Origin of the sequence: Streptomyces sp. TLI_185, from assembly GCF_003814765.1 — a bacterium.
Lineage (GTDB): Bacteria > Actinomycetota > Actinomycetes > Streptomycetales > Streptomycetaceae > Streptomyces.
Genome location: NZ_RKRB01000001.1, coordinates 233933 through 259182, shown reverse-complemented (window position 1 = coordinate 259182; position 25250 = coordinate 233933). Strand labels below are relative to the sequence as shown.

General features: G+C 70.8%; 22 protein-coding genes and 1 pseudogene. 13 read left to right on the top strand and 10 right to left on the bottom strand.

From position 1 onward, the window contains the following. Window positions 1-18 precede the first annotated feature (18 nt). The 3 genes from EDD92_RS01105 to EDD92_RS01095 all read right to left on the bottom strand — a co-directional run bounded on the left by EDD92_RS01105 (window position 19) and on the right by EDD92_RS01095 (window position 3098). Window positions 19-1542 (bottom strand): MFS transporter, encoded by a 1524-nt coding sequence (locus EDD92_RS01105; protein ID WP_123962437.1) that lies wholly within the window; start codon window positions 1540-1542, stop codon window positions 19-21. Continuing rightward, entirely contained in the window at window positions 1539-2504 is a 966-nt protein-coding gene (locus tag EDD92_RS01100) for an alpha/beta fold hydrolase (RefSeq protein WP_123962436.1), read from the bottom strand. Before EDD92_RS01100 ends, EDD92_RS01105 begins: the two co-directional genes overlap by 4 nt. A 123-nt stretch (window positions 2505-2627) precedes the next feature. Then, a complete protein-coding gene (locus EDD92_RS01095) occupies window positions 2628-3098 on the bottom strand; it encodes a carboxymuconolactone decarboxylase family protein (protein ID WP_123962435.1) in 471 nt (156 codons plus the stop codon). Between the two features lie 259 nt (window positions 3099-3357). Between EDD92_RS01095 and EDD92_RS01090 the strand changes: the two genes are divergently transcribed. The 3 genes from EDD92_RS01090 to EDD92_RS01080 all read left to right on the top strand — a co-directional run bounded on the left by EDD92_RS01090 (window position 3358) and on the right by EDD92_RS01080 (window position 6084). Continuing rightward, entirely contained in the window at window positions 3358-4149 is a 792-nt protein-coding gene (locus EDD92_RS01090) for a DUF427 domain-containing protein (RefSeq protein ID WP_123962434.1), read from the top strand. A gap of 131 nt (window positions 4150-4280) precedes the next feature. Beyond that, window positions 4281-5231: an alpha/beta hydrolase gene (locus tag EDD92_RS01085; protein ID WP_123962433.1), complete on the top strand. Its 951-nt coding sequence runs from the start codon at window positions 4281-4283 to the stop codon at window positions 5229-5231. A 133-nt stretch (window positions 5232-5364) separates the two neighbouring features. Continuing rightward, window positions 5365-6084, top strand: a complete 720-nt coding sequence (locus EDD92_RS01080; protein ID WP_123962432.1) for an alpha/beta fold hydrolase — start codon at window positions 5365-5367, stop codon at window positions 6082-6084. 332 nt (window positions 6085-6416) lie between these two features. Here EDD92_RS01080 and EDD92_RS50740 read toward each other — a convergent pair whose 3' ends face one another. Next, entirely contained in the window at window positions 6417-6962 is a 546-nt protein-coding gene (locus tag EDD92_RS50740; RefSeq protein ID WP_260326264.1) for a hypothetical protein, read from the bottom strand. A 415-nt stretch (window positions 6963-7377) separates the two neighbouring features. Between EDD92_RS50740 and EDD92_RS50735 the strand changes: the two genes are divergently transcribed. Beyond that, window positions 7378-8538: a LuxR family transcriptional regulator gene (locus EDD92_RS50735; protein WP_260326263.1), complete on the top strand. Its 1161-nt coding sequence runs from the start codon at window positions 7378-7380 to the stop codon at window positions 8536-8538. A gap of 30 nt (window positions 8539-8568) precedes the next feature. On the opposite strand, the gene EDD92_RS01070 is transcribed toward EDD92_RS50735, so the two are convergent. Continuing rightward, window positions 8569-8982: an OsmC family protein gene (locus EDD92_RS01070; RefSeq protein WP_123962431.1), complete on the bottom strand. Its 414-nt coding sequence runs from the start codon at window positions 8980-8982 to the stop codon at window positions 8569-8571. 167 nt (window positions 8983-9149) lie between these two features. Here EDD92_RS01070 and EDD92_RS01065 point away from each other — a divergent pair. Both EDD92_RS01065 and EDD92_RS01060 read left to right on the top strand, forming a co-directional pair. Continuing rightward, window positions 9150-10582: pseudogene (locus EDD92_RS01065) on the top strand (aldehyde dehydrogenase family protein). 230 nt (window positions 10583-10812) lie between these two features. Continuing rightward, window positions 10813-11673 carry a helix-turn-helix transcriptional regulator gene (locus EDD92_RS01060; RefSeq protein WP_123970212.1) on the top strand — a complete coding sequence of 287 codons (861 nt, stop codon included), beginning with the start codon at window positions 10813-10815 and terminating at the stop codon, window positions 11671-11673. Between the two features lie 66 nt (window positions 11674-11739). Here the strand turns inward: EDD92_RS01060 and EDD92_RS01055 are convergent, their stop codons facing one another. Further along, entirely contained in the window at window positions 11740-12348 is a 609-nt protein-coding gene (locus EDD92_RS01055) for a malonic semialdehyde reductase (protein WP_123962430.1), read from the bottom strand. Between the two features lie 101 nt (window positions 12349-12449). On the opposite strand from EDD92_RS01055, the gene EDD92_RS01050 reads away from it, so the two are divergent. Then, window positions 12450-12848 carry a helix-turn-helix domain-containing protein gene (locus EDD92_RS01050; protein WP_123962429.1) on the top strand — a complete coding sequence of 133 codons (399 nt, stop codon included), beginning with the start codon at window positions 12450-12452 and terminating at the stop codon, window positions 12846-12848. 42 nt (window positions 12849-12890) lie between these two features. On the opposite strand, the gene EDD92_RS01045 is transcribed toward EDD92_RS01050, so the two are convergent. Next, window positions 12891-14618, bottom strand: coding sequence for an FAD-binding protein (locus tag EDD92_RS01045; RefSeq protein ID WP_123962428.1), 1728 nt, complete (start codon window positions 14616-14618; stop codon window positions 12891-12893). A 215-nt stretch (window positions 14619-14833) separates the two neighbouring features. On the opposite strand from EDD92_RS01045, the gene EDD92_RS01040 reads away from it, so the two are divergent. Further along, window positions 14834-17647, top strand: a complete 2814-nt coding sequence (locus tag EDD92_RS01040) for a LuxR family transcriptional regulator (protein WP_123962427.1) — start codon at window positions 14834-14836, stop codon at window positions 17645-17647. A 182-nt stretch (window positions 17648-17829) separates the two neighbouring features. Beyond that, on the top strand, window positions 17830-18567 hold the full coding sequence (locus tag EDD92_RS01035; protein WP_123962426.1) for a sigma factor: 738 nt from the start codon (window positions 17830-17832) through the stop codon (window positions 18565-18567). Window positions 18568-18691: 124 nt separating this feature from the next. Here EDD92_RS01035 and EDD92_RS01030 read toward each other — a convergent pair whose 3' ends face one another. Both EDD92_RS01030 and EDD92_RS01025 read right to left on the bottom strand, forming a co-directional pair. Continuing rightward, window positions 18692-19756: an alkene reductase gene (locus tag EDD92_RS01030; protein WP_123962425.1), complete on the bottom strand. Its 1065-nt coding sequence runs from the start codon at window positions 19754-19756 to the stop codon at window positions 18692-18694. 296 nt (window positions 19757-20052) lie between these two features. Next, on the bottom strand, window positions 20053-20883 hold the full coding sequence (locus EDD92_RS01025) for a GNAT family N-acetyltransferase (protein ID WP_123962424.1): 831 nt from the start codon (window positions 20881-20883) through the stop codon (window positions 20053-20055). Between the two features lie 182 nt (window positions 20884-21065). Between EDD92_RS01025 and EDD92_RS01020 the strand changes: the two genes are divergently transcribed. Beyond that, window positions 21066-22277, top strand: a complete 1212-nt coding sequence (locus EDD92_RS01020) for a serine hydrolase (protein ID WP_123962423.1) — start codon at window positions 21066-21068, stop codon at window positions 22275-22277. A 225-nt stretch (window positions 22278-22502) separates the two neighbouring features. Beyond that, window positions 22503-23306: a hypothetical protein gene (locus EDD92_RS01015; RefSeq protein ID WP_123962422.1), complete on the top strand. Its 804-nt coding sequence runs from the start codon at window positions 22503-22505 to the stop codon at window positions 23304-23306. Here EDD92_RS01015 and EDD92_RS50730 read toward each other — a convergent pair. Further along, window positions 23296-23739, bottom strand: coding sequence for a hypothetical protein (locus EDD92_RS50730; RefSeq protein ID WP_260326262.1), 444 nt, complete (start codon window positions 23737-23739; stop codon window positions 23296-23298). The two genes, EDD92_RS01015 and EDD92_RS50730, sit on opposite strands and share 11 nt — an antisense overlap. 130 nt (window positions 23740-23869) lie before the next feature. Between EDD92_RS50730 and EDD92_RS50725 the strand changes: the two genes are divergently transcribed. Further along, window positions 23870-24193 carry a hypothetical protein gene (locus EDD92_RS50725; RefSeq protein WP_260326261.1) on the top strand — a complete coding sequence of 108 codons (324 nt, stop codon included), beginning with the start codon at window positions 23870-23872 and terminating at the stop codon, window positions 24191-24193. Window positions 24194-24229: 36 nt separating this feature from the next. Next, entirely contained in the window at window positions 24230-25234 is a 1005-nt protein-coding gene (locus tag EDD92_RS01005) for a Dyp-type peroxidase (protein ID WP_123962421.1), read from the top strand. Window positions 25235-25250: the final 16 nt, after the last annotated feature.

Below are 25250 nucleotides of genomic sequence, written 5' to 3'. Positions count from 1 at the left end.
ACGGTCCCCGGCCGGGTGTCACTCCGCGCTTGGGTGATGGGCGAAGCGGGACATGAGCGGCGGCTCCATCAGCCAGCCGTGGGTCCGCCCGTGCGGTCGGTGTGCGGCTGTGACGGTCTGGCGCAGCAGACCGAAGGCGATCGACGCGCCGATGGCCAACAGGCCCGCGCACAACGGCATGGCCCGGTTGAACGACGTGTCGAAGGCGGCGTCCGAACGATAGGCGTCCGGTCCCATCCCGACCAGCAGCGGCAGTGCCGCCACGGCCACCAGACCGGCTGCCCGGGCCGCGGCGTTGTTGATGCCGCTGGCCAGCCCGGCGTTCGAGGCGCTCACCGAGGACAACAGGGTCACGGTCAGCGGAGCGACCATGACGACCATGCCGGCGCCCATCACCACCAGAGCGGGCAGGACGTCGGTCACGTAGGAAGCGCCCGGCCCGACCCGCAGCATCATCAGCATGCCCGCCCCGCACACCAGCGGTCCGACGGTGAGCGGGATGCGCGGTCCCAGCCGCTGGGCGAGCACGCCGGAGCCGGAGGAGAACACCAGCATCACCAGGGTGTTGGGCAGCATGGCCGCACCGGCAGCCAGCGCCGAGTAGCCGACGACGATCTGCAAGTGCAGAGCGGTCAGGAAGAAGAACCCGCCCGTGCCCGCGTAGACGCACAGGGTGATCAGGTTGACGGCGGTGAACTGCCGGGACGAGAAGATGGCCGGCGGCATCATCGGGTCGGCGCTGCGCCGTTCCACGCTCAGGAAGGCGGCACCCGCCACGATGCCGCCGACGGCCGAGGCGACGGCCACCGGGCCGCTGTGGCGCGCCTCGGTCAGTGCGTAGGTGGCCAGGGCAAGGGCCAGAGCGCCCAGGACGGCGCCGGGTACGTCGAAACCGAACCGCCCTCGGCTTTGCGCGCCGGCCGCGTCGGGGGGTGTGCCCACCGACTCGGGGACATGGCGCAGCGCCACCGGCACGCACAGCAGCGCGGGGACGATGCTCAGCACGAAGGTCCAACGCCAGCCGGGGCCGTCCACCAACCACCCGCCCAGGAACGGCCCGAGGGCCGCGCCGATCCCGCCGAAGCCCGACCAGAGGCCGATCGCGCGCGGCCGGTCGTCCGGGTGGAACGAGGCCTCGATGATCGCCAGTGAGCCGGGGGTGAGCAATGCACCGCCGACGCCCTGGAGCGCCCGGGCGGCGATCAGCGTGGGGGCGTCCGGAGCCAGGGCGCACAGCAGGGAGGCCGCCGCGAACCACACGATGCCCACGACGAAGACGCGCCGCCGTCCGAAGCGGTCGCCGAGGGACCCGCCGAGCAGGATGAGGCCGGCCAGGGTGAGCATGTAGGCGTTCACCGTCCACTGGAGCACGGCGAGATCGGCGCCGAAGTCGTCCCCGATGTGCGGCAGCGCGATGTTGGTGACGGTGGAGCCGAGCAGGACGACACCGGATCCCAGCACGGTGGCCAGCAAGGTCCACCGGCCACGGGCACTGGTGATACGGAGGGAGCCGGCGACGTCTGCGGCGGGGGAGGCCTTCATGGTGTGTCCTGTCGGCGCCCGACCGCGCGGTCGCGGCCCGCGTCGGCCCGCCGTAGTTCGCGCACCTCACGAACGGCCGCCGCGAACGCCGCGGGGTGCTCCTGCGGAAGGTTGTGGCCGGCGCCCGCCACGATGCGGTGGAGGCGGGGGCCGGTGAAGTGACGGGCGGTCGGAGAACCGTCCGTGGCCGGGAAGTTGCCGTCGGCCAGACCGTCGAGGGTGACGGCGGGAACGGTGATCGCGGGCAACTCGGCGAGACGTGCCTCGAGTTCCGCATACGCCTCGGCGCCCGGCGCGAAACCGAGCCGGTGCCGGTACGAGTGGATCACGACATCGGTGTAGTCGGGATTGGCGAAGGCCTCCGCGGCCCGCTCCAGGTCGCGCTCGCCGAACGGCCACTCGGGCGAGTTCCGCTTCCAGATCACCCGCGCGACCCCTCGCGGATCGTCGGCCAGACCGGCTCTGCCGCGCTCGGTGAGGAAGTAGTAGAAGTACCAGAATCCCGCCTCCAGTTCGGGAGCGAGGGGCTTGGCCGCCGCACCGATGTCCTGGATGAGGTAGCTGTTGACCGAGACGAGGCCGAGAACGCGCTCCGGCCACAGTGCCGCGGCGACGTTGGCGGCGCGGCCGCCCCAGTCGTATCCGGCGAGATAGGCCCGTTCCACGCCCAGGGCGTCCAGGAGGGCGACGACGTCGGCGCCCAGGGCGGCCTGTTGACCCGAGCGCGGCGTCGAACCGGAAAGAAACCTCGTGGGCCCATGGCCCCGCAGATAGGGGACGACGACCCGGAACCCGCTGTCCGCGAGCAGCGGGGCCACGTCCACGTAGCTGTGGATGTCGTAGGGGAAACCGTGCAGGAGCAGAACGGTGTCGTTCCCCGCGGAACCCGTCTCGTAATAGGCGACTTCGAGTACGTCGGTGCTGACTCGGCGGAGGGGGGTGAGTGTGGGGTGTGCGGACATGTGAGCCTTTGGGAGTGCGTGCCCTGCGGCCGGCGGACACGGTGGCCGGGTCCGCCGCCCGACCGAGGGCCGGGGCGGCCGGGCGGCGGACGGTGTGTATCCGGGCGGGCCGGAGCGGCTGCCTCAGCCGAACATGCCCGGCGTGTAGCCGCCGGCGGGCTGCTGGTTGATGACGTTGATGCGGTTGTAGGCGTTGATGACGGCGATCAGCGAGATCAGTGCGGCGAGCTGGTCCTCGTCGTAGTGCTTCGCGGCGTTCGCCCATGCCTCGTCCGACACACCGCCCGCGCCGTCCGCGATGCGCGTGCCCTGCTCGGTCAGCTCCAGCGCCGCGCGCTCCGCGTCGGTGAAGACCGTGGCCTCGCGCCAAACGGCCACCAGGTTCAGCCGCTGCTGCTCCTCGCCCGCCACGAGGGCGTCCTTGGTGTGCATGTCGGTGCAGAAACCACAGCCGTTGATCTGGCTGGCACGGATCTTCACCAGTTCCTGCGTGGCGACCGGGAGCGCCGTCTGCACCGCCGCGCCGGTCGAGTTGAGGTGCTTCATGACTTTGCCGGCGAGGGCGTTGCCGAAGTAGTTGATACGCGCTTCCATGACGGATCTCCCTGGGTACGGATGGGTGTTACACCCCTCTGACCGGGAGCCTCCCGAATCTGTGACACCCTGACGCCGTATGGCGCACGTAACACAGTGTGATGCTTCTTGGCCGGCCCGATCCCGAGCCACACTGTCGTGTCCAGCCGCTAGCATCGAAGGCGTAGGCGATGGCCGTCGGCCCGCCGAGTGAGCCGGTACCGGGACCACTGTCACCGGGCACGGCATACACACCATCAGCGAATGCAAGGTGTTGACCATGGCAACCGAAAGTGTTCTGCGCCCCAGCCTCATCGTCCCGGTCGGGCACGTCGAACCTGTTCCCCGCCGTATCCGCGGGATGATCGGAGGCCGGCTCGCCTTCGACACCCGCTGTGCGCTGTACGTGTGGGAATGGCGGGCCTACCCCCAGTTCAGCATCCCGGTCGAGGACCTGGTGGACGGCGTGCTCCACGACGACGGACACACCGAGCACCTCGGTGCCGGCCCCGCACACCTGCACACCCTCCAGGTCGGACCGGAGGTCCGTGCCGGGGCGGCGTGGGTGTGGGGAGAAGGCGCGCCGGAGCCTCTGCACGGCACGGTGCGGTTCGAATGGGAGGCGCTGGACTCCTGGTTCGAGGAGGACGAGCCGGTCTTCGTCCACCCGCGCAGCCCCTACTCCCGCGTGGACGCGCTGCGTTCGGGCAGCAGCGTCCGAGTCGAGCTGGACGGTGTCGTGCTGGCGGAGGCCACCGGCTGCGTGAAGCTGTTCGAGACCGGCCTGCCGACCCGCTACTACCTTGACAGCGCGGCCGTCGACTGGACCCGGCTGCGGCGCTCGGACACGGTGACGCGCTGCCCGTACAAGGGCACGACGAGCAGCTACTGGTCGTTCGACAGCGACACGGCCTCCCATGAGGACATCGCCTGGACGTACGACTTCCCGACCATCCACGCCAACCGCATCGCAGGACTGACCGCGTTCTACAACGAGCACGTCGACCTGTACGTCGACGGCTTCCTGCTGCCGAAGCCGGGCCCCGCGGTCCGGGCGTCGATCGGCAGGTGACGCCGGTTCGGTAAGCCCGGGCGGGGATATTTTCCGGCCGTTTTGGCCGACGCGTCACGCATTGACTCCCTGCCCGGTCTCAGGAGGTGGAAAAGCCTTCAACAAGCCGCCACCTCCTGAAGGAGCTTGCCGTGAGCGACATCATTCTCGAGCCCGCCGCGCAGGAATTCGCCGAGGCGACCGCCAAGCCGCCGCTGCTGTACGAACTCGGTGTCGAGGGCGCCCGGAAGCTGCTCGACGACGTCCAGTCCGGGCCGATCGAGAGGCTCGACGTGGACGAGAAGTGGATCACTGTGCCGGCCGAGGTCGGCGACGTGCGGGTGCGGATCGTCAAGCCCGTCGGCAGCACCGGTGTCCTGCCCGTCATCCTGTACGTCCACGGCGGCGGCTGGATCCTGGGCAACGCCGGCACCCACGACCGCCTGGTGCGCGAACTGGCCGTCGGCGCGGCGGCCGCCCTGGTCTTCGTCGAGTACGACCGCTCGCCGGAGGCGAAGTACCCCGTCGCCATCGAGCAGGCGTACGCGACCGCCCAGTGGGTCACCGCCAAGGGCGGCGAGGAAGGTCTGGACGGCACCCGCATGGTCGTCGCCGGTGACTCCGTCGGCGGCAACATGAGCGCGGCCCTCACCCACCTGGCCAAGCGGCGCGGCGACGTGACCTTCCTGCACCAGTCGCTGTACTACCCGGTCACCGACGCGGCGCAGGACACCGAGAGCTATCGCACCTTCGCCCACGGACCGCACCTGACCGCGAAGGCCATGGAGTGGTTCTGGGACGCCTACACCACCGACCCGGCGGAGCGGGACCAGATCACGGCCTCCCCGCTGCGCGCGACTCTGGAAGACCTCCAGGGCCTGCCGCCGGCGCTCGTCGTGGTCGACGAGAACGACGTTCTGCGGGACGAGGGCGAAGCGTACGCCCGCAAGCTGATCCAGGCCGGTGTACCGACCACGAGCGTCCGCTACAACGCCAGCCTGCACGACTTCATGATGCTGAACACGGTGCGTGGGACTCAGGCCTCCACCGCGGCGATCGAGCAGGCCATTCACGTCCTGCGCACAGCTCTCGGCACCGACTGACTCCCTGCGCAGCGGCATTCGGCGCGGAATCCGACGCGTATCGGCAATGACGCCCGGGAACTTCCCCGCGATCCAGCACAGCCGTACGCCGAATGCCGCACGTAAGCAATCGGCAGAACGAAAGGCCCTTTTCATGAGTGCACAGAAGCCGACCGTCGTCCTCGTCCACGGCGCGTTCGCGGACTCCTCCAGCTGGAACGGGGTCGTCGACAAACTCCGGTCCCACGGCTATCCGGTGGTGGCCGCGAGCAACCCGCTGCGCGGACTCGCGGCTGACAGCGACTACGTCCGCCAGCTCGTCGCGTCCCTCGACGGTCCGGTGGTCCTGGCCGGCCACTCCTACGGCGGCTCGGTCATCAGCAACGCCGCGCGGGGACTCGACAACGTCAAGGCACTCGTCTTCGTCGCGGCCTTCCTGCCTGACGAGGGCGAGAGCGCGGTCACTCTGTCCGGGAAGTTCCCGGGCAGCACACTGGGGGACACGCTGCACCCGGTCCCGATCACCCTGCCCGACGGGAGTCAGGCCGCGGATCTCTACATCGAGCAGAGCAAGTTCCATCAGCAGTTCGCCGCCGATGTCCCCGCCGAGACCGCGGTGATCATGGCCGCCACTCAGCGCCCGGTGGTCGATGCCGCGCTGGCGGAGGGAGCCGCCGCCCCGGCATGGAAGGACATCGCGTCCTGGGTCCTCGTGGCCTCCGAGGACCGGAACATCCCGGCGCAGGCGCAGGTCTTCATGGCCGAGCGCGCGCAGGCCACGGTGCGGACCGTGGCCGCCTCCCACGCGGTCAGCGTCTCGCGTCCCGGCGACGTCGCTCGGTTGATCGACGAGGCGGCGCGGGCCACCGGGTGACCGACCCCGGCCCGGCGCACGCGCAGCCGGGTGGCCGGTCTCCTCGGCGACCGGCCTCCCGGGGCACGCCGTACCGGACCCCGGCCGTGCAGGTGTCGTGCAGGGCGCACGTGGCGGCCGGGTCCTCGGCCCGTTGGCGGAGGTACCGATGTCGAGCGGTGCACAGGGCATCGCGTGACTCCCGCGGCCCGGCCCCGCTCGAGCGCAGGGCCACCGACTACCGGAGGGCATCATGAGCACGGAGAAGCAGGCCGCCCGTGGGCTGGTCGGCATAGAGGCCTACCTGTACCAGCAGGCTCACCTGGGCGCCGCCCGGCGGCGCGTGGCCGCCTTCACCGGGCGGGCCGAGGGGCTGACCCACGAGCAGCAAACTGCCGCGTGGCCTGACCGCCGTGGAGATGACCGCAGGTTTCGAAGGCCTCACGTCCCGGCCGTTGTCCAGCCGCATCGAGGCGGGCTACCTGCGCCGTATCCAGGGCCTTCCGGCGGAGACACAGCAGTTGCTGCTCATCGCCGCCATCGAGCCGATCGGTGACGTGTCCCTGCTGCGGCAGGCCGCCGAGCGCCTGGGCATCTCCCTGGACACCGCCGCCACCCACGCCGAGGCCTCGGGCCTGATGACGCTCGGCACGTGGGTGCGTTTTCGCCACCCGCTGGTCCGCTCGGCTGCCTATCACGCCGCCGGTTTCGCGGAGCGTCGGCGCGTGCACCAGGCGCTGGCGGACTCCCTCGACGCGACCCTCGATCCCGAGCGCCGGGTGTGGCACCTGGCGAGCGCGGCGACGGGACCTGACGAGGCCCTGGCCGCCGAGCTGGAGAAATGCGCGGGCCGGGCGCACGCGCGCGGAGGCATCGCCGCGGCGGCGGCCTTCCTGCACCGGGCCACCGAACTGACTCCTGATCCCGTGCCCCGCGGTGCCAGGGCACTGGCCGCCGCTCAGGCCAAGTACCAGGCGGGTGCCTTCGACGCCGCGCGGGAACTGGTAGAGGCGGCCGAACTGAGCCCGCTGGGCGACGTGGGGGCCGGTCGGGCGACTCTGCTGCGGGGACAGATCATGTCCGCGGCCAAGAGCGCGAGCGCCGGACTGCCGCTGCTGCTCGAAGCGGCCGAGCGGCTCCGGCCGTTCGACTCCGCGCTCGCCGGCCAGACCCTGCGGGACGCCCTCTACGCGGCCCTGACCGCGGGCCGACTGGCCAGGGGGGGTCCGCGACGTCGCCGAGGCGGTGTTGAGCGTCTCGGGCCCCGAGCACACCGCGAGCCGAGAGGATCTCCTCCTGACCGGCGTCGCCCGGATGACCACCGAGGGATACGCCGTGGGTGCGCCACAGGTCCTGGAGGCCGTGACGGCGTTCCGGACGGACGGCCACGCGCGGGACGGCGAGCAGGGATGGCTTCCGCTCGTGTGCCGTATGGCGCACAGCGTGTGGGATTTCGCCGCCTGGTCCGAGCTCTCGGCGCGGCTGGTCGATCTCGCCCGCAGCGACGGGGCGCTCGCCGTGTTGCCGCCGGCCCTGCTGCTGCGCCTGTCGAACCGGGTGTTCGCCGGCGACCTCCGCGCCGCCGAATCCCTCAGCGCGGAAGCCGGCGCGATCGGCGAGGCCACCGGCACGAGCTTCTTCGCGCACTACGGCGCGCTCGTCGTCGCGCCTTTCAAGGGACGGGAGTCCGCGACCCGGCAGGCGATCGAAGCCGTCACGCACGACCGGCTCCTGCAGAGCGAGGGCAAGGTGGTGACGGTCACCCAGTGGGCGGCGGCGGTCCTGAACAACGGCCTCGGCCGGTACGAGGAGGCCTACGCCGCCGCGGACCGCGGCTGCGAGAACCCCCAGGAACTCGGACTGTCCCTGCAGTCCCTGGTCGAACTCGTCGAAGCGGCCGACCGGCTGGGACGGACCGCGCGTGCGGCCGAGTCCGTGCGGACGATCGAGGACATGGCCCAGGTCAGCCGAACCCCTTGGGTCCTTGGCATCTCCGCCGCCACCCGTGCCCTGGTGAGCGAGGGGCCGACCGCCGACGCCCTGCACCGGGAGGCGATCGAGCAGCTCGACAGGGCCGGTACCGGCATGGACAGCGCCCGGGCACGGCTTCGTTACGGCGAGTGGCTGCGCTCGGCACGCCTAGGGGCGGACGCCCGCGCCCCGCTGAGCGAGGCGTACGAGAGGCTCAGCGACGTCGGGGCCGAGGCGTTCGCGGAGCGCGCGCGACGTGAACTGCAGGCCGCGGGCGTGAAGGTGCGCAGACGGGCCGCCACGTCGGCGACTCTCACCGCGAAGGAAACAGAGATCGCGCGGCTCGCCCAGGACGGATTCACGAACGCGGAGATCGCCGCCCGGCTGTTCCTCAGCCCGAACACCGTCGAATGGCATCTGCGCAAGGTCTTCGCGAAGCTGGGGATCTCCTCCCGCAAAGAGATCGCCTCGGTGCGCCTCGACACCCTGGCCACCACGTCCTGACGCGGCCGGCTGCATCCTGCCCGCGCCCGCTCACCGGGGCAGGGGCGCGTCGCCGGGCTCACCCGACGACACGGGCTCGGTGACGATCGTGACCTCCCTGGTCAGCAGGCGGTGAACGGGACACCGCCCGGCTGCCGCCAGCAAATGCTCCCGCTGAGCCGACTCCAGGTCACCGATCAGCCCGACGTTCTTGACGATGCGCCCCTGAGACACGAACCCTACGGTCACGTCGACCCGGTCGAGTCGCCAGCCGTGCCGGTCCGCCATGGCCCGCACGGCCATGGAGGTACAGGACCCCAGCGCGGCCAGCAGCAGCTCTCCTGGGGTGGGTCCCGCATCGGCGCCGACGGGCTCGGGTTCGTCGGCCGTCAGTGTGTGAGTGCCGATCGCGATGGAACGGGTGAGCCGTGCGCCTTCGGAGACGGATACGAGACGCGTGATCATGGGTGTTCCTCTCGGCCGAGATCCGGGGACCCTGACGAAGGTCGTCCCCCTTGTCCGCACAGACCGAGCGGCACGGCCGGATGTGACAGATCGGTTCAGGCGGTGACGCGGATCATGGGCATGGGAGGGCATGGATACCGCCCGGCGACCGATGTTCCGTTGTCGGCATGAACGAAGAATCTGCGGTTCCCTTCCCCGCTCCGTCCCACTGGATCGACGGCCGTGCCGTCCAGGGCTCCGGCCCGCTGATCGACGTGGTGAACCCGGCCGACGCATCGGTCGTCGCCACCCTGCACGAGGGCACCACCGCAGAGGTGGACCTGGCGGTGGACGCCGCGCTCGCCGCGTTCCCCGCATGGGCGGCGACGTCCGTGGAGCACCGGGCCGACCTCATGCGACGCCTGGCCGAGGGAGTGGAGAAGCACCGCGAGGAACTCGCGGCCACCATCACCTTGGAGATGGGCGCGCCGATCGTCTTTTCCCGGCAGGCGCAGTCGGTTTCCCGGTCGCCTCGATCCTGGCCGCGGTCACGGCGGCGGAGCAGTTCGAGTGGACGTCGGTGATCGAGAACTCGCTCGTCGTGCGCGAGCCCATCGGTGTCGTGGGAGCGATCACCCCGTGGAACTTCCCGCTCCAGCAACTGGTCACCAAGGTCGTCCCCGCGATGCTGGCGGGCAACACCGTCGTACTGAAGCCGTCGGAGATGTCCCCGCTCAGCGCCCGGATGTTCGCCGAGACCGCCACCGAGGCAGGGCTGCCCGATGGTGTGTTCAACGTGGTGCAGGGCACCGGACCGGTCGTCGGCGAGGCCCTCTCCCGGCATCCGGAGGTCGACATGATCTCCTTCACCGGCTCCATCCGGGCCGGCCGAAGCGTCTCCGTCGCCGCTTCCGGCACGATCAAACGTGTCGCCCTCGAACTGGGCGGCAAGGCGGCCCACATCGTCCTGCCTGAGGCCGACCTCGACCTTGCCGTGACCCGTGGACTGGCCCTCGCCTGGGCCAACGGCGGCCAGGCATGCGGCGCCTACGTACGCATGCTTGTTCCCGAGGAGCTGCAGGAGACCGTCGTCGACAAGCTCCGCATCGCTGCCGCGGAATACGTGGTCGGTGATCCCGCGGAGGAGGGCACAAGGATCGGCCCGCTCGCCTCGGAGACCCAGCGCCGGCGCGTGGAGGGCTACATCCGGCAGGCCATCACGGACGGCGCCACGCTCGTGGTCGGCGGCCCCGGCCGGCCGGAGGGCCTGGAGACGGGTGCCTTCGTCAGGCCCACGATCTTCTCCGACGTCGACCCGCAGTCGATCATCGCCCAGGAGGAGGTCTTCGGCCCCGTCCTCGTCGTGATCCCCTACGTCGACGACGACCATGCCGTCGAGATCGCCAACGGCACGATCTACGGGCTGAACGCCGCGGTGACCGGTGACGAGGACCACGCCATGGCGATCGCCCGGCGCCTGCGTGTCGGCCAGGTCGACGTCAACGGTGGACAGCACAACTTCCAGGCCCCGTTCGGCGGGTACAAGCAGTTCGGCAATGGCCGCGAGATGGGCCGTGCCGGTCTTGAGGAATTCCTGGAGACGAAGGCGATCACTCGCTGACGCGGGGCGTCGGCGGCACGCCGGGAGGGGAAGGGGCGGATGGCTCGTTCCCCTCCCGGCGTGCACGTAGTCGCGCATGCATGACCAACCGTGTCACGGGAATGTGCGACGCCGAACGCATTGTTAACACGGTGAAAATGTTGGATGACGACCGCCCCGTCGCGGACCCGTCGGGGCCTCCACGGACGGGCTGCGTCGGAGACGGCGTTGTCCCTGGAGAGAGGACGGCCATCGCGGACCGCGCAGCATTGGCGGCCTTCCTTCGAGCCCGGCGTGAGGCCCTCCAGCCGGAGGATGTCGGCCTGCCCCGTGGGCGTCGCAGGCGTACCGGGGGGCTTCGGCGCGAGGAGGTCGCGGCACTGTGCGACATGTCGGCGGACTACTACAGCCGGCTCGAACAGCCGCGAGGCCCCCACCCCTTGGAGCAGATGCTCGCCGCGCTGGCCCGCGGCCTGCGCCTGTCCCTGGACGAGCGTGACCTCCTCTTCCCGCTTGCGGGGCATGCCCTGCCGTACCGGGTGCGGCGCGGGGATCACATCAGCCCGGGGATGATGCGCATCCTGGACCGGCTCGGGGACACCCCCGCTCAGGTGATGAACCACCTGGGCGAGACGCTGAGACAGACGCGTCCGGCCGTGGCGCTGCTCGGCGACGAGACGGCCCATACCGGGCCGGCGCGCAGCTCCCACTACCGCTGGTTCACCGACCCCGTCTCCCGTCTGGTCCACCCCGAGAGCGACCATGCCGAGCAGAGCCGGCTGAGGGTGGCGGACCTGCACGGTGCCTACACCCGCGGCGGCGCCGACTCGCGTGCCGCCGAGCTCGTCGACGCGCTGCGCGAGGAGAGCCCCGAGTTCGCCGGTATCTGGCGGGAGCGTCCCGTGCTGGGGCCTTCCTGCGCCGCCAAGCGCTTCCTTCATCCGCAACTCGGGGCACTGGACCTGCATTGCCAGACCCTGGTCGACCCCGACCAGTCCCAGCGGCTCGTGGTCTACACCGCGACGCCGGGGACCGGGAGCCACACCAACCTCCAGCTGCTGTCCCTCCTGGGCGGTCAGCCCGGGGACGCCCGACCCGGTCGCACCGTGTGACATGTACTCGAGGCGGCCGAATCGCTGTCGCCGTGGAACCCGCCGGTTGGAGCGTGGCGGCCCGGCTCAGACCCAGTCGATGACGTGCTCGTGCTCCAGACGAGGCAGGCGGTCGAACTCCGGAGCGCCGGCCGGGTGGCCGATGTTCACGACGAGCACGGCGTGCCAGTCGTTGTCGGGGAAGAACTCCTTGTCGATCCCGGCCGCGTCGAAGCCGCCCATCGGTCCGGCGGCCAGGCCAAAGGCGCGTACGGCGAGGATGAAGTAGCCCGCCTGGAGCGGTCCGTTGAAGGACGTGATGCTGTCGCGCTGAGCGGAGTCGCCCTCGAAGTACTCCTTCATCTGCGGACGGATCGGCAGGATGCGCGGGATGTGCTCGTGGAAGCGGTTGTCGACGGCCAGCACCGCGACGACCGGCGCGGAGGCCGACTTGGGCCGGTTTCCCTCGTCGAGGTGCGGCAGCAGTCGCTCCTTGCCCTCCGGTGTCCGGACGTACAGGACACGCAGCGGCTGCAGGTTCGCGGCGGTCGGGGCCCAGCGCGCCAGTTCCCAGATCCCGGTCAGCGTCGCGTCGTCGACAGGCGTGTCGGCGAAGGCGTACGTGGTGCGCGCGTCGGTGAAGAGCGCGGCCCTGGCCTCGGCGCCGACGCGGGGAAGGGATGTGGAGATGGACATGCAGTCTCCTTGCTTGTAATGATGAAGTCACTTCGAAGGAAGTGGTCACTTCGAAAAACAGAGCGACACCGGGCAGAGTAGCACCCGGTTATCCTTGGTGCATGAAGGAAGCAGCGGATACCTCGTCTGCCGACACGGGCGGAGCCGACGCCGGGCACCACCCGGCGGCCTGTGACGGGGCCTTGGCCCGGGCCTTCGGCTTCCTCGGCAAGCGGTGGAATGGCGTGATCCTGGCCACCTTGCAGCACGGACCCCTGGGCTACGCCGAGTTGCGGCGCGCGGTGGAAGGGATCAGCGACTCGGTGCTTTCGGAGCGGCTGTCCGAACTGTCCGCCGCCGGACTCACTCTGCGAGAGGTCGAGCCCGGCCCACCCGTCACGGTCCGCTACCGCCTCACTCCGGACGGTACGGCCCTCATGCCGATCCTCAGCGAGTTGGCGGGATGGGCGTCCCGTCACCTGCCCGCGGCGCCGGCGGCGTCGCGGCGCGGTGGCCGTTGAGCTGCGCGTGAGCCGCGGTGCCGTTGCGAGGCGGCCACCGACCTACTCGGGCGACGCGGCGTCGGCCGAGACGTCCCGCATCAACTGCGCGAGGTGGGTCGGGACGGGCGGGACGGGTTCCCGGCGCACCCCGGTCGTCGGCGACCACACCAGATTGACCGTCAGATCCGGATCGACGTCGGGGTAGTCGGACCGGTGGTGGCTGCCACGTGTCTCCCGCCGCTCCACCGCGCACTCGAGCGTCGCACGGGCGGCGAGGACAGCGGACCGGAAGTCGTAGGCGTACGCGAGCTCCTGGAAGCCACCGATGTCGATGTGAACTCCCACGTGTTCCGCGCGCGCCTCGATCTCGGCGAGACCGGCGAGCCCGGCACAGAGCCCGGCCTCGTCGCGCACGACGCCGGCGTGCTCCGTCATCAGATGACGCACCGACTGCAGCAGCGCGCGGAAGTTCTGGTCGCCCTCGGCCGTCAACAGGCGATTAACGTCCGCCTCCGCGGCCCGCACCGTGGCCGGCGAGCGCTGCTGAGCGGTCAGGCGCGCCGAGTACTCGGCCGCGGCACGGCCGGCGATCCGGCCGTAGACGAGGAGTTCGATCAGCGGGTTTGCCTCCAGCAGGCCCGCGCCGTGCAGACCACTGGCGGCCTCCCCGACCACGAACAGTCCGCGGACGCCGGTGCTGTGGTCCTCGGGCCTCACCCAGACACCGCCCAGCGAGTACTGAGCGGTCGGCGCGACCTCGATCGGATCGCGGGAGATGTCGAGGGCCTGCACGTCCAACAAGGTCTGGTGGACGTGCGACAGCCGCGCCTCCACGGTCTCGCGCGGCAGGTGGGTCAGATCGAGCCACACCCCGCCGGCCCGGCTGCCGCGCCCCTCCTTGATCTCCGTGTAGGCGGCCGGCGCGACCCTGTCCCCGCTGCCCAGTTCCATGTGCTCGGCATCGTAGCGCGTCATGAACCGCTCACCGAGGTTGTTGAGCAGGACCGCGCCCGCGCTGCAGGCCGCCTCGCCGACCAGCAGGCCTGTGGTGGGCTCCGGCCCGATCAGCCCGAGGGGATGGAAGTGCACCAACTCGGGGTCCCGCAGCCGCGCGCCCGCGTCGACGGCGAGGCGGAAGGAGTCCCCGGCGCTCTCGTCGCGGCGTGCCGACGTGCGCCGCCAGATGCGCGTGTGCCCTCCGGCCGCGAGGATCACGGAGTCGGCGTGCACGAGATAACGAGAGCCGTCGGCCAGGTCGAACCCGTAGGCGCCGAACACGGCTCCGTCATCGACCAGCAGCCGGGTGACATAGACGCCGGTCAGGACGGGGATGCCGAGTTCCGCGGCGCGTGCCCGCAGCGCCCGTTGCACCTGCGGCCCGGTGTGTTCGTCCGCGAGCGTGACGCCGCGGTACGGGTGTTCGCCGGACCGGGGCAGGGCGGGGCCACCGGGGTCGTGGCGGTCCCGGTGCGAGCCGTAGCGGCTCACGTCGTGCAGTGCCCGCCCCGCGTGGCGTGCCACGACCTGTGCCGTGCGAGGGTCGGCGAGCAGACGGCCCTCCCGCAGTGTGTCGGCCGTGTGCCGGTCCCACACGTCGTCGTCGCCGACGGGGGCCGCCCATGCGGGATTGCTGTACGCCACGGGCGGACGCGCGCTCATGGCCGTGTGTTTGGCCACGGCGATGACCGCGACGCCGGCCTCCGCGACCTCGATGGCCGCCCGGAGGCCTGACCCACCGGCTCCCACCACGAGAACGGATGTGGCGAGCTGGTGTCCGAGCGAAGACATGGGGACCTCCTGCGACGGCGGACGGATGAGATCGTCGGCAGTCATCGACCGGACAGCGACCTCATTTGTGACAGCTGCCGGATACTTTCCTCGTGGAGTCCGTCACACTGAATTGACACACGGTGTGCGCAGTGTCCCAGGTATCGTTGCAAGGCTCGTTCCAACAACGTTGTGGGAGCTTTTCATCCCCCGCCCTCCCCGAGGAGCCGCGTCCCATGATCGTCAGCCCGCTTCCCGACCTCGTCGGCCGGCAACGCGAGTGCGCGGCACTCGACGAGCTGCTGGTAGGTCTGCGCGCAGGCGGGGCCCGCGTACTGGTGCTCCGGGGTGAGGCCGGAATCGGGAAGTCGGTGCTCCTGGAGTATGTGGCCGCGCAGGCGTCGCGGGTGCGGGTGACCCGGGCGCACGGCATCGAGGCGGACATGGAGCTGCCCTACGCAAGCCTGCACCAGCTGTGCACGCCGTTCCTGGACGAGCTCGACAACCTGCCGGAGCCCCAACGCGACGCGCTGCGCGTGGCGTTCGGCATGGCCGCTGGAGATCCCCCCGACCGCTTCCTCGTCGGTCTCGCCGTGCTCACCCTGCTCACCCGCGTCTCGAACACCCGGCCGGTGCTCGTCCTGGTCGACGACGCTCAGTGGCTGGACCAAGTGTCCCTGCAGACCCTGGAGTTCGTCGCACGCCGACTGCTCGCGGAGGACGTCGCCATGGCGTTCGCAGTGCGCGACCCCGAGGGGGAGTCCACGCTCAGCGGTCTGCCGACACTGCGCCTCGACGGTCTCGACACCGGCGCGGCCGGCCGGCTCCTGGAAGCCGCCGTCGGCGGACGGCTGGAGAAGCGGGTCCGGGACCGGTTCGTCGCCGAGATGCGCGGCAACCCACTGGCGCTGATCGAATTCTCCCGCGGTCGCAGCGCCGCCGAGATGGCGTACGGCCTGGACGCGTCGAGCCACCCGAGCCCCCAGGGGCCGGTCGCGAGCCGTGTCGAACGAGACTTCGCCAGCCGACTCGGCGCGCTCCCGGCAGACACCCGCACCCTGTTGCTGATCGCCGCGGCGGAACCGGTCGGTGACGCGCGCCTGCTGGTCCGCGCGGCCGCCCGGCTCAAGATCGTCCCCTATGCCGCACCGGCCAAGGCGGCCGGCCTGATCGAATTCGGGGAGTCCGTCAGGTTCCGGCACCCGCTGGTGCGTTCCGCCGTCTACCACGGGGCCGAGCCCGAGGAACGCCGCGCCGCGCACCGGGCATTGGCCCAGGCCACGGACCCGGTCCTGGACCCCGACCGGCGCGCCTGGCACGCAGCTCAAGCCGCCGACGGGCCGGACGAGGAGGTCGCCGCGGGGCTGGAGCAGACGGCCGACCGCGCGCGTCAGCGCGGCGGCATCGCCGCCGAGGCGGTGTTGCTGGAACGCGCGGCCGAGGTGACGCCGGACCCGTGGCGGCGGGGCCGCAGAGCCCTCGCGGCAGCCGAGGCGCACTTCTCGGCCGCCGCACCCGACCGGGCCACCGAGCTCGCCACCGTGGCCGAACTGTGTCCTCTGAGCGCCCTGGACCGCGCCCGGCTGATGCGGCTGCGAGCCAGGATCCTGTTCGCCCGCAGCCGCAGCGACGAGGCGGCACCCCTGCTGCTGGACGCCGCCGCGCAGTTCACCGCCGCCCAGTCACCGCTGGCGCGGGAGACGTACCTGGAAGCGATCAGCGCCACCATCTTCGGCGGCCGGGTGCACGGTCCGACGGGCGCCCGCGCCGCCGCGATCGCGGCCCGGGCGTCCGGGGCACCGCCCTCCGGCTCCGAGGCCGCCGACCTCCTCCTCGACGGGGTGGCGGCGCTCCTCGCGGACGGATACGAAAGCGGTCTCGCGGCGCTGCGCGGCGCGCTGGACCTGCTCGCGCACGAGGAACTCGGCACCCGGGAGGCGACCATGCGCTGGCTGCTGCTCGCGCCGGTCGCGTTGGAGGCGTTCATCCACTACGCCTGGGACCTGCACGCCTGGGACACGCTGTCGAGCCGAGCAGTGCGCCTGGCCCGCGACATCGGCGCGCTCGGCGCGCTGCAACCGGCCCTCATCTACGCCGCCGGGGTGCACATCCACTACGGGGACTTCGCCGAGGGCGCACGGATGATCGAGGAGGCCGACGCGCTCGCCGCGGCGACCGGTCACGCCCCGCACAAGTACGCGACGTTGGTGCTGGCCGCGTGGCGGGGCGAGGCGGACGTCGCCGCCAGGATCATCGACGAAGCCAGAGAACGCGCCGAACAGCGCGGCGAGGTATCCCTGTTGGGCGCCATGGGCTACATCCAAGGCCTGCTGTTCAACGGCCTGGCGCGCTATGAGGACGCCCTGGCGGCCGCGCGCACGGCCATCGACCACGACGGGTTCAACTTCACCGGACTGTCGCTGGTCGAACATGTCGAGGCCGCCACCCGCTGCGGTGAAGCGGACCAGGCCCGAGCCTCCCTGGCCCGGCTGCTCGAACTCACCCGCGCCGCCGACTCCGGATGGGCCCGCGGCGCGGCCGCCCGCTGCCAGGCGCTCCTCGCCGAGGGCGACGAGGCCGACCGCCTCTACCGGACCGCGATCGAGGAGTTCCGCCGCGGCGGTGTGGCCGTGGAGGTGGCACGCACCCACCTGCTGTACGGCGAGTGGCTGCGCCGCAACCAACGACGTGCACCGGCCCGGGAGCAACTGCGCACGGCGCACCGGATGTTCGACGGCATGCGCGCCCACGCCTTCGCCGAGCGGGCCCGCCGCGAACTGCTCGCCACCGGCGAACACGTCAGGGCACTGGAGGACAGGCCGGCGAGCGCCCTCACTCCCCAGGAGTCGCAGGTCGCGGCGCTCGCGGCCGACGGCATGACGAACGCGAAGATCGGGGCGGAGCTGTTCATCAGCCCGCACACCGTGGAGTGGCATCTGCGCAAGGTGTACACGAAGCTCGGCATCAACTCACGCCGCGCCCTGCCGGGAGCCCTGGCGAACGCCGCGGCCGCGGACCTCGGTGACGAGGGCACCGGGCGTACCGCCTGAGAACCGTGGCGGGACCCGGCGACCCAAGGCGCCCCGGATCCCGGGACCCCGGGGCCCCACGGGGTCCCCCACGGTGTGCCACGGACTCGACCACGTGAACCAAGGGCGCGGAGCACGGTGTCACGAAACGAGGGTGGACGCATCGCCCGTCACGGGCGGCCTACCACCCTGAGGAGTTCCCGATGCCCGCTCCGTGCACGGAGACGACGACACCGCCCCACCCCCCGGTCGCCGGTCCGGCCGAGGACGATCTGCACAGCGCCCTCGACATCTTCCTGGCCCAGCGGACACGGCTCTTCCGCATCGCCCACCGCATTCTCGGCGACGTCACCGGAGCCGAGGACGTGGTCCAGGAGGTGTGGCTGCGCTGGCAGGTCTCGCGGCGCGCGGAGATCGACCACCCGACCGCGTTCCTGGTCACGGCCACGACCCGACTGGCCCTCAACGTCGTCCAGTCGGCGAGGTACCGCCACGAGGTGCCGGTCGAGCCGCAGTTGGCCGACCTCGGTGACCGGAGTGCCCAGGATCCCGTGCTGAACGCCGAGCAGGCCGTGGCGGTCGAGGGAGCCCTGACCCTGCTCATGACGCGGCTGACACCGAACGGGCTGGCCGCCTACGTGCTGCGCAAGGGGTTCGGCTATGCCTACGCCGATCTCGCGGCGCTGCTCCGGATCAGCGCTCCGAACGCACGGGTGGTGGTCCACCGCGCGCAGACCCGCCTGGAGCGCGACCGCGAGCGGCCGGTCCCCGCCGAGTTCCGCCGTCGCCTCGTCGCCGCGTTCCGGGCTGCGGCGGGCACGGGGGACCTCGAAGGTCTCCTACGGCTCCTCGCCCCCGAGGACGAGGACAGCCACGGCTTGCTGCCGTCGTCCCGCACATCGCCGGCCCCCCGCCTTCGACCCGTCCCGCACGCCGCGTGAGGAAGGGGCGGGACGGGCGGGACGCCGCCCCGCACCGGAAAGCCGAGACGGCAACGGAAACGGCCAGCCTGCCGGGTGACGGACACCGGCAAGGCCGGCCACGGTGGGGACGGACGCCTTCCGGTCAGGCGAGCGCGAGGGACGGGTAGTCGGTGTAACCGGCGACGTCACCGCCGTAGAAGCGGGCCGGGTCGGCCGTGTTGTACGGGCCCTCGGTCCTGAGCCGGGTGAGGAGGTCCGGGTTGGCCAGATACGGTCGGCCCAGGGCGACGGCGTCGGCGAGCCCCTGCCCGAGCACCTCGGCCACCGCCGCGTGCGGTGCGGCCTCGTCGTAGCGCGGGTTGAGGACGAACGGGCCGGACCACGCGGCACGCACCTGGCGAGTGAGGTCGCGCTCTCCCGTCTCCCGCATGTGGACATAGGCGAGGGGCACGTCGGACAGGGCGTCCAGGAGCGTGGTGTACAGGCCGGCGGGGTCGCTCTCGTGGATACCGAGGTCGGTGTTGCCCGGCGAGATGCGCAGGGCGACCCGCTCGGGCCCGACGGCCGCCGCCACGGCCTTGACCACCTCGACCGGGAAACGGATGTGGTGGGCGATGCCGCCGCCCCATCGGTCGGACCGCACATTGGCGTTGTCGGAGAGGAACTGCTGGAGGAGATAGCCGTTGGCGGCGTGGATCTCCACACCGTCGAATCCCGCCTCGACCGCGTTGCGGGCGGCGTAGGCGTGATCCTCGACGGTCTGGAGGATCTCCTCGTCCGTCATCTCGTGGGGGACGGCGTTGTCCTGGGGACCCTGCGCGGTGTAGGTGACACCGGGCGCGGCCACGGGGGAGGGGGCCACCGGTGTGAGGCCGGTCAGCAGGCGGTGTCCCACGCGGCCGGCATGCATGAGCTGGGCGAAGATCTTGCCACCCGCCGCGTGCACGGCGTTCGTCACCGGCAGCCAGGCGGTGACCTGCTTCGGGGTGTGCAGCCCGGGTGTGGAGAGGTAACCCTGTCCGACCACGCTCGGCTGGATCCCTTCGGTGATGATGAGACCGGCCCCGGAACGCTGTGTGTAGTAGTCGACCATGATGCCGGTCGCGCACCCGTCCGAGGTGGCACGATTACGGGTCATCGGGGCCATGAACACACGGTTCGCCGCGGTGACGCCGCCGATGTTCACGGGTTCAAAAGCAGTGGTCACAACTTTTCCTCTCGTCGGACAGCCCCGCACGATGCTCTCGGTCGGTCGGCGGGCCGGCGGCGCGAAGAAGGCCTACGCCGCCGAGACGGGAGCCGGGCGTCGTCGCCCGGTACCGCCCGCACCGAGAGCCGGGGTCCTTCACCTGAGACCGGGCGGCACGCCCACACGTGACAGTCGGCGCCACCCCGGGCGGCTTGGCCGACCGGCGAAGTCCCGGCGGGGATCCGCCGACCGGGCAGCGGGCCGACGGCGTCGGCGTGCAGGTCGCGGTCCGGGCTCCCAGGTCGGGCCGCGGGTCAGCCGGGGAACCCGAACAGCCGGTACGCGGACGTCGTCGTGAAGCCGAAACGCCGGTACAGCGGTTCCCCCGCAGGGCTGGCCATCAGCGCGGCGCAGCGCATCCCGCGCTCCCGCCCCACCTGGAGCGCTACGGCCGTCAGGGCCGCACCGACACCCCGTCGGCGATGCGCCTGGGCCACGTGGACGAGGAAGATCCCGGCCACTCCATGAGCGGTGATCAGCACGGTCGTCCCGACAACCCGGCCGTCCAGCACGGCGGCCAGCCGCACGATGTCGGCGTTGTCCTCGCGCCGCGACTCGATGCGCACCATCGCGGCCTGCAGACCGGGCCCGACACCCATCGACGTCCGGTACGTGCGGACCAGTTCCGCCAGTTGCTCGCCGTCCCGGACCGGCTCCACCCTCAGGTCGGTGAGAGCGTCGTCAGGGTCGGTGCCCGGGCGGGCCGGTTCGTCGAGGGGGAGCACCATCACCGGGAGGGCCGTGAGCTCTCGTCCACCGTGGCGCCGCAGCACGTCGGCGGTGTCCTCGGGGCTGTCGGGCCCGACCCACCACCACCAGGGAAGGTCCGCGAACTCCTCGCGGACGGCCGCCACGTCCGCCTCGCTCGCGGACTCGGACCGCACGCGCACGACGCCGTTGAACTGCGGGGTGGCGAGCCCACTGCGGAACCGGTCGACGCCGCTGTCCGAGCGCCGTGTGCCCCATCCCATGAGGTACTGACGGAAGTTGGCGAACACCGGCGCCATCGCGCCGAGTTCCGGCGACGCCCCGGGCCCCCGTGTTCCGTCGTACGACGTGCTGATCGCGCTTGCCGGATCCACCATTGACACTGTTCTCCTCGCTTCGTGGTTCTGCACAACACAGTGTGCGTTATCGTTACGGCTGGCGTTCTGCGGCGCATGGCTGTCCTCCGGCGCGAGGATCGTCGACGTCTTCTGGCAGAGGCCGTCCCCCAGCCCGAAGACCGCCTTCAGCGTTTTCACCCGATCACGTCAGAAAGAATCGGATGCGCATCAAGAACGCGAGCGTCGTGCTCGCAGGCACCGCCGTGCTGGCCGCACGGGCCGTGACGCCCGCCGGGGCCGCCACCACCAGTCTTCCCAACCCCTCACTCACGGGCGTAAGCGCCGTGCAGAAGCAGGCGATGGCCTACGGGGCGCCCGGGGTGCTCACCCGTGTCGACTCCGCCACCTCCAGCTACAAGATCTCCATGGGCAAGGCGGACACCGCCACCGGAACCGCGATGGAAGCCGACCGGAGCTTCCGTGTCGGCAGCGTCACGAAGAGTTTCACCACCGTCGTGCTGATGCAGCTCGTCGCCGAGGGCCGCATCGACCTGGATGCGTCGGCGAACGACTATCTTCCCCAGCCGCTCCCGGACGACCGCATCACCGTGCGGCACCTGCTGAGCCACCGCAGTGGCCTGTGGGACTACACGAACGACATGTTCTATCACACTGTTCCGGGCTTCGAGGCGGTCCGGAACAAGGTGTTCACCTACCAGGAACTCATCGACCTCTCGACCGCGCACCAGCCGGTCAACGAGCCGGGGGCCGCCTACAGCTACTCCAACACCAACTTCGTGGTCCTGGGCGAGTTGATCGAGCATGTCACGGGCGAGCCGATGGCCACACACTACGACCGACGGATCTTCCAGCCGCTCGGCCTGAAGAACACCTCGTACGTACATCCGCGCACGACCCTTACCGGCTCCTACGCGCGCGGTTACGTCCGCGACGACGACGCCACGCTGCCGCTGGTGGACTCCACCGAACAGACCGTCTCGTGGGCCCAGTCCGCGGGAGCGGTGATCTCGAACGCGTCGGACCTGAACCGGTTCTTCGCCGCGCTGGTGACCGGCAGGCTCGTCCCGCAGCCGCAGTTGCGGGACATGATGAACATGGTCCCGGTCAACGCTGACGGCACCCAGTTCTACGGGCTCGGCCTGCGCGCCAGGAAACTCTCCTGCGGTGTGACGGTCTACGGCCACACCGGCACCGTGCAGGGGTACTACACCTATGCCTTCACGACGACTGACGGCAAGCGCAGCATGACGTCGATGGCGAACACGTCCAACAACGGCACCGTGAACACCGTCCTCGCGGGCACGTTGGAGGCCGCCTTCTGCGGCGTCGACCCCGTCACGAACGGCAAGACCGCCCGCCTGGCCGGTGAGGCGGCCACCGAGGACATCGCCCCTCAGGTCGTCCGTCCCTGAAGCCGGTACACGCCTGTGGGGTGAGCAGCACATCTTGAGCTGACCATCTCCGGCGTTGCGTGGTGCCGGCCTCCAGGGGCCGGCACCACGCGTCGACTCGCCGCACGGCCGGGGGTGTCACACATCGGGCATCCGCCCGGTCAAACCCCTCGGCTGATGCGAGCGGAGCGACCGGCACAGCCCGTGGCCCCGCGCGAGGTCCGTTCGACAGAGGAGGGTTCTGGCATGAAGGTCGTTGTGTTCGACGACGGCGGACTCATGGGCGTCGAGACCGCGCTCTGGATCCAAGATCACGGACATGAGGTGGATCTCGTCTCGGCGCCCGTGGGAGTCGACTCGCTCACGCACAACGCGACAGCCGACGTGCTGCGCTCCTGCGCGGTGGTCGTCGACCTCGTTGACCCACTGCCCTCGGTCACCGGAACGCTCACCGAGGAGATCGGCCCCGTCGAGGACGAGGCGGACCTGACCGGATCGCGGCTCGGTGCCACCGGGCAACTCCTCAGGGCCGGGCTCGCCGCCGGCGTCAAGCACCATGTGTGCCTCTCGACCGTGGGTGCGGACCGGGTGCGAAACGAAGGTGAATTCCGGGCGCTGCAGGCTCGGGAAGCCATGATCAGGCGGTCGGGAGCCACCTATTCCATTCTCCGCGCCACGCAGATGTTCGAGGCGGCCGAAGGGATCGCACGCGCGAGTACCGCGGACGGGATCGTCCGGGTACCGCCGGTGGAGGTGCGCCCGGTCGCCCTGACCGAAGTGGCCATGCTGCTCGCGCACACAGCCGTGTCGCGCCCCCTGAACGGCGTCCGTGAGATCGCCGGCCCCGAGCAGTTCGGGCTGGACGCGTTCGTGCGCACCGCACCCACGACGCGGACAGAGCACCAACGTGTCCGCACGGACGCCCGCACACCGTTCTTCGGTACGCGCCTTCGGCCCCTGGACCTGCTTCCGAGTGCCGACGCCTTTGTCGCGCACACCAGTTACCGGGAATGGTTCGCCAGTCGCCCCACGCCCGAGATCACCTCCTGACCGCGGGCGACGGCCGCCCGCCCCAGACGAAGAACCACGCACACGGCAGGAAAGGGAGCCTGTGATGGCGACACTTCACATCGGGTTGCTGGGTGCGGTCCGCGAACTCGCGGCCGTGCAGCTGCCCTCCGCCACCTCCGTCCACAATGGCCGGCCCCTGCGCCGGTTCGGCCTGGAGTTGCACGTCCCGGATGACCGGCACGAGGAACTGGACGCCGAACTCCAGGCAGCCGCCACGGTCGACGGACAGTACCTTCAAGGCCAGGACGCGGCTTGGCGCGTCCTGGAGGGCTGGACCGCGGCCTCGCAGGGACGCACACCCGAGATCTACATCTACCGGATAGAGGTCCAGGAGATAGAGGTCCTGCATGCTTCGGCGCTGGAGATCGAGGGGCTGAGCATCCTCCCGAGCAGGTACCAGGAGCAGGTCCACGAGGACATCCTCACGGTGACGGTGGTCGCCGACGTCACCGGCAAGGACGATGACCGCCTGGAGGAACTCCTCAGGGCCCCGGACACGTCGTACGACGTCACTCGCCCGGGGATCAGCGACACACCTGCGGATGCGATTCGGACGATGTGTCTGGCAGCGGACCGAGAACGGGGCCCGGCGCCACCACCTGGAACTGGTCGCCGACGAGGGCGCACCAGCGACACCGCTCTCCGCGTTCGCCCTCGCCGGCCAGCCGCGACTCGACCGGACCGCGGAGAGGGTCATGGCGCACGCCGACGCCCTGGCCAGACTTCTGGAGGAGATGCATGCCCGTGGCGTGCTGAGTGAGAGCGCCCTGCAGGCGGTCAACGCCGCCGCGCGCCCGCGGGCGTTGACGCACGCGGAGGAGCGCGAACTGTCCCGCACCGATCGACTCAGCGACTACTGGCGCTGAGTCCGGCTTCTGCTGCTGCGGCGAAAGGAACGATTCATGTCCGGTGACGCCATCGCACCAGTGCCTCAGATGGTGCTGTCTCCCTTGACCCATGCGGCGATCTTCCTGGTCGTCACGATCGACGGCGGCGGTGAGGACACCGTTCGTGAACTCCTGACCGACATCGGCTCATTGGAACGGGCCGTGGGATTCCGCGCCCAGCCCGCCGGCATGCTCAGCTGTGTGACGGGCATCGGGTCCCACGCCTGGGACCGCCTGTTCACCGGGCCACGCCCAGCGCATCTGCACCCCTTCAAAGAACTCAACGGCCCGGTGCATCGGGCCGTCGCCACCCCGGGCGACCTGCTGTTCCACATCCGCGCCTCGCGCCTGGACCTGTGCTTCGCGCTCGCCACGGAGATCATGAGCCGACTGCGCGGAGCGGTCACGGTGCAGGACGAGGTGCATGGCTTCCAGTACTTCGACGAACGCGATCTGCTCGGCTTCGTCGACGGCACGGAGAATCCGACGGGCCCCGCGGCGCACGCCGCGGTCCTCGTCGCCGGCGAGGACCCCGACTTCGCCGGCGGCAGCTATGTCGTCGTGCAGAAGTACCTCCACGACCTCGACGCCTGGGAAGCCCTCACGGTCGAAGCCCAGGAGAGGGTGATCGGCCGGCGCAAACTCTCCGACGTGGAACTGGCGGACGACGTCAAACCCGCGGACTCGCATGTCTCCCTCACCAGCGTGACCGACGCGGACGGCAACGACCTTGAGATCCTCCGCGACAACATGCCGTTCGGGTCCGTGGGCCACGAGGAGTTCGGCACCTACTTCATCGGCTACGCGCGCGATCCCGAGGTCACGGAGACCATGCTGGAGCGCATGTTCCTCGGCACGCGGTCGGCGAGATACGACCGCATCCTGGACTTCTCCACCGCAGTCACGGGCTCCTTGTACTTCACCCCCTCCGCGGACTTCCTCACGGACCTGCCCGCGTCGCCGACCGGCGTGCCCCGCCCGGGTGTCACAGATGTCCGGTCTCGTCGGTCAGTGGAGTGACGTATGACCTCGAAAG

What these genes read in the sequence shown, in the direction of transcription:
- EDD92_RS01055 (WP_123962430.1), bottom strand. Translation starts at nt 12,348, where the DNA reads ATGTCCATCTCCACATCCCTTCCCCGCGTCGGCGCCGAGGCCAGGGCC.
- EDD92_RS01070 (WP_123962431.1), bottom strand. Translation starts at nt 8,982, where the DNA reads ATGATCACGCGTCTCGTATCCGTCTCCGAAGGCGCACGGCTCACCCGT.
- EDD92_RS01080 (WP_123962432.1), top strand. Translation starts at nt 5,365, where the DNA reads ATGAGTGCACAGAAGCCGACCGTCGTCCTCGTCCACGGCGCGTTCGCG.
- EDD92_RS50735 (WP_260326263.1), top strand. Translation starts at nt 7,378, where the DNA reads ATGACCACCGAGGGATACGCCGTGGGTGCGCCACAGGTCCTGGAGGCC.
- EDD92_RS01100 (WP_123962436.1), bottom strand. Translation starts at nt 2,504, where the DNA reads ATGTCCGCACACCCCACACTCACCCCCCTCCGCCGAGTCAGCACCGAC.
- EDD92_RS01035 (WP_123962426.1), top strand. Translation starts at nt 17,830, where the DNA reads ATGCCCGCTCCGTGCACGGAGACGACGACACCGCCCCACCCCCCGGTC.
- EDD92_RS01105 (WP_123962437.1), bottom strand. Translation starts at nt 1,542, where the DNA reads ATGAAGGCCTCCCCCGCCGCAGACGTCGCCGGCTCCCTCCGTATCACC.
- EDD92_RS01095 (WP_123962435.1), bottom strand. Translation starts at nt 3,098, where the DNA reads ATGGAAGCGCGTATCAACTACTTCGGCAACGCCCTCGCCGGCAAAGTC.
- EDD92_RS01020 (WP_123962423.1), top strand. Translation starts at nt 21,066, where the DNA reads ATGCGCATCAAGAACGCGAGCGTCGTGCTCGCAGGCACCGCCGTGCTG.
- EDD92_RS01005 (WP_123962421.1), top strand. Translation starts at nt 24,230, where the DNA reads ATGTCCGGTGACGCCATCGCACCAGTGCCTCAGATGGTGCTGTCTCCC.
- EDD92_RS01040 (WP_123962427.1), top strand. Translation starts at nt 14,834, where the DNA reads ATGATCGTCAGCCCGCTTCCCGACCTCGTCGGCCGGCAACGCGAGTGC.
- EDD92_RS01090 (WP_123962434.1), top strand. Translation starts at nt 3,358, where the DNA reads ATGGCAACCGAAAGTGTTCTGCGCCCCAGCCTCATCGTCCCGGTCGGG.
- EDD92_RS01015 (WP_123962422.1), top strand. Translation starts at nt 22,503, where the DNA reads ATGAAGGTCGTTGTGTTCGACGACGGCGGACTCATGGGCGTCGAGACC.
- EDD92_RS01025 (WP_123962424.1), bottom strand. Translation starts at nt 20,883, where the DNA reads ATGGTGGATCCGGCAAGCGCGATCAGCACGTCGTACGACGGAACACGG.
- EDD92_RS01050 (WP_123962429.1), top strand. Translation starts at nt 12,450, where the DNA reads ATGAAGGAAGCAGCGGATACCTCGTCTGCCGACACGGGCGGAGCCGAC.
- EDD92_RS50725 (WP_260326261.1), top strand. Translation starts at nt 23,870, where the DNA reads ATGCGATTCGGACGATGTGTCTGGCAGCGGACCGAGAACGGGGCCCGG.
- EDD92_RS01045 (WP_123962428.1), bottom strand. Translation starts at nt 14,618, where the DNA reads ATGTCTTCGCTCGGACACCAGCTCGCCACATCCGTTCTCGTGGTGGGA.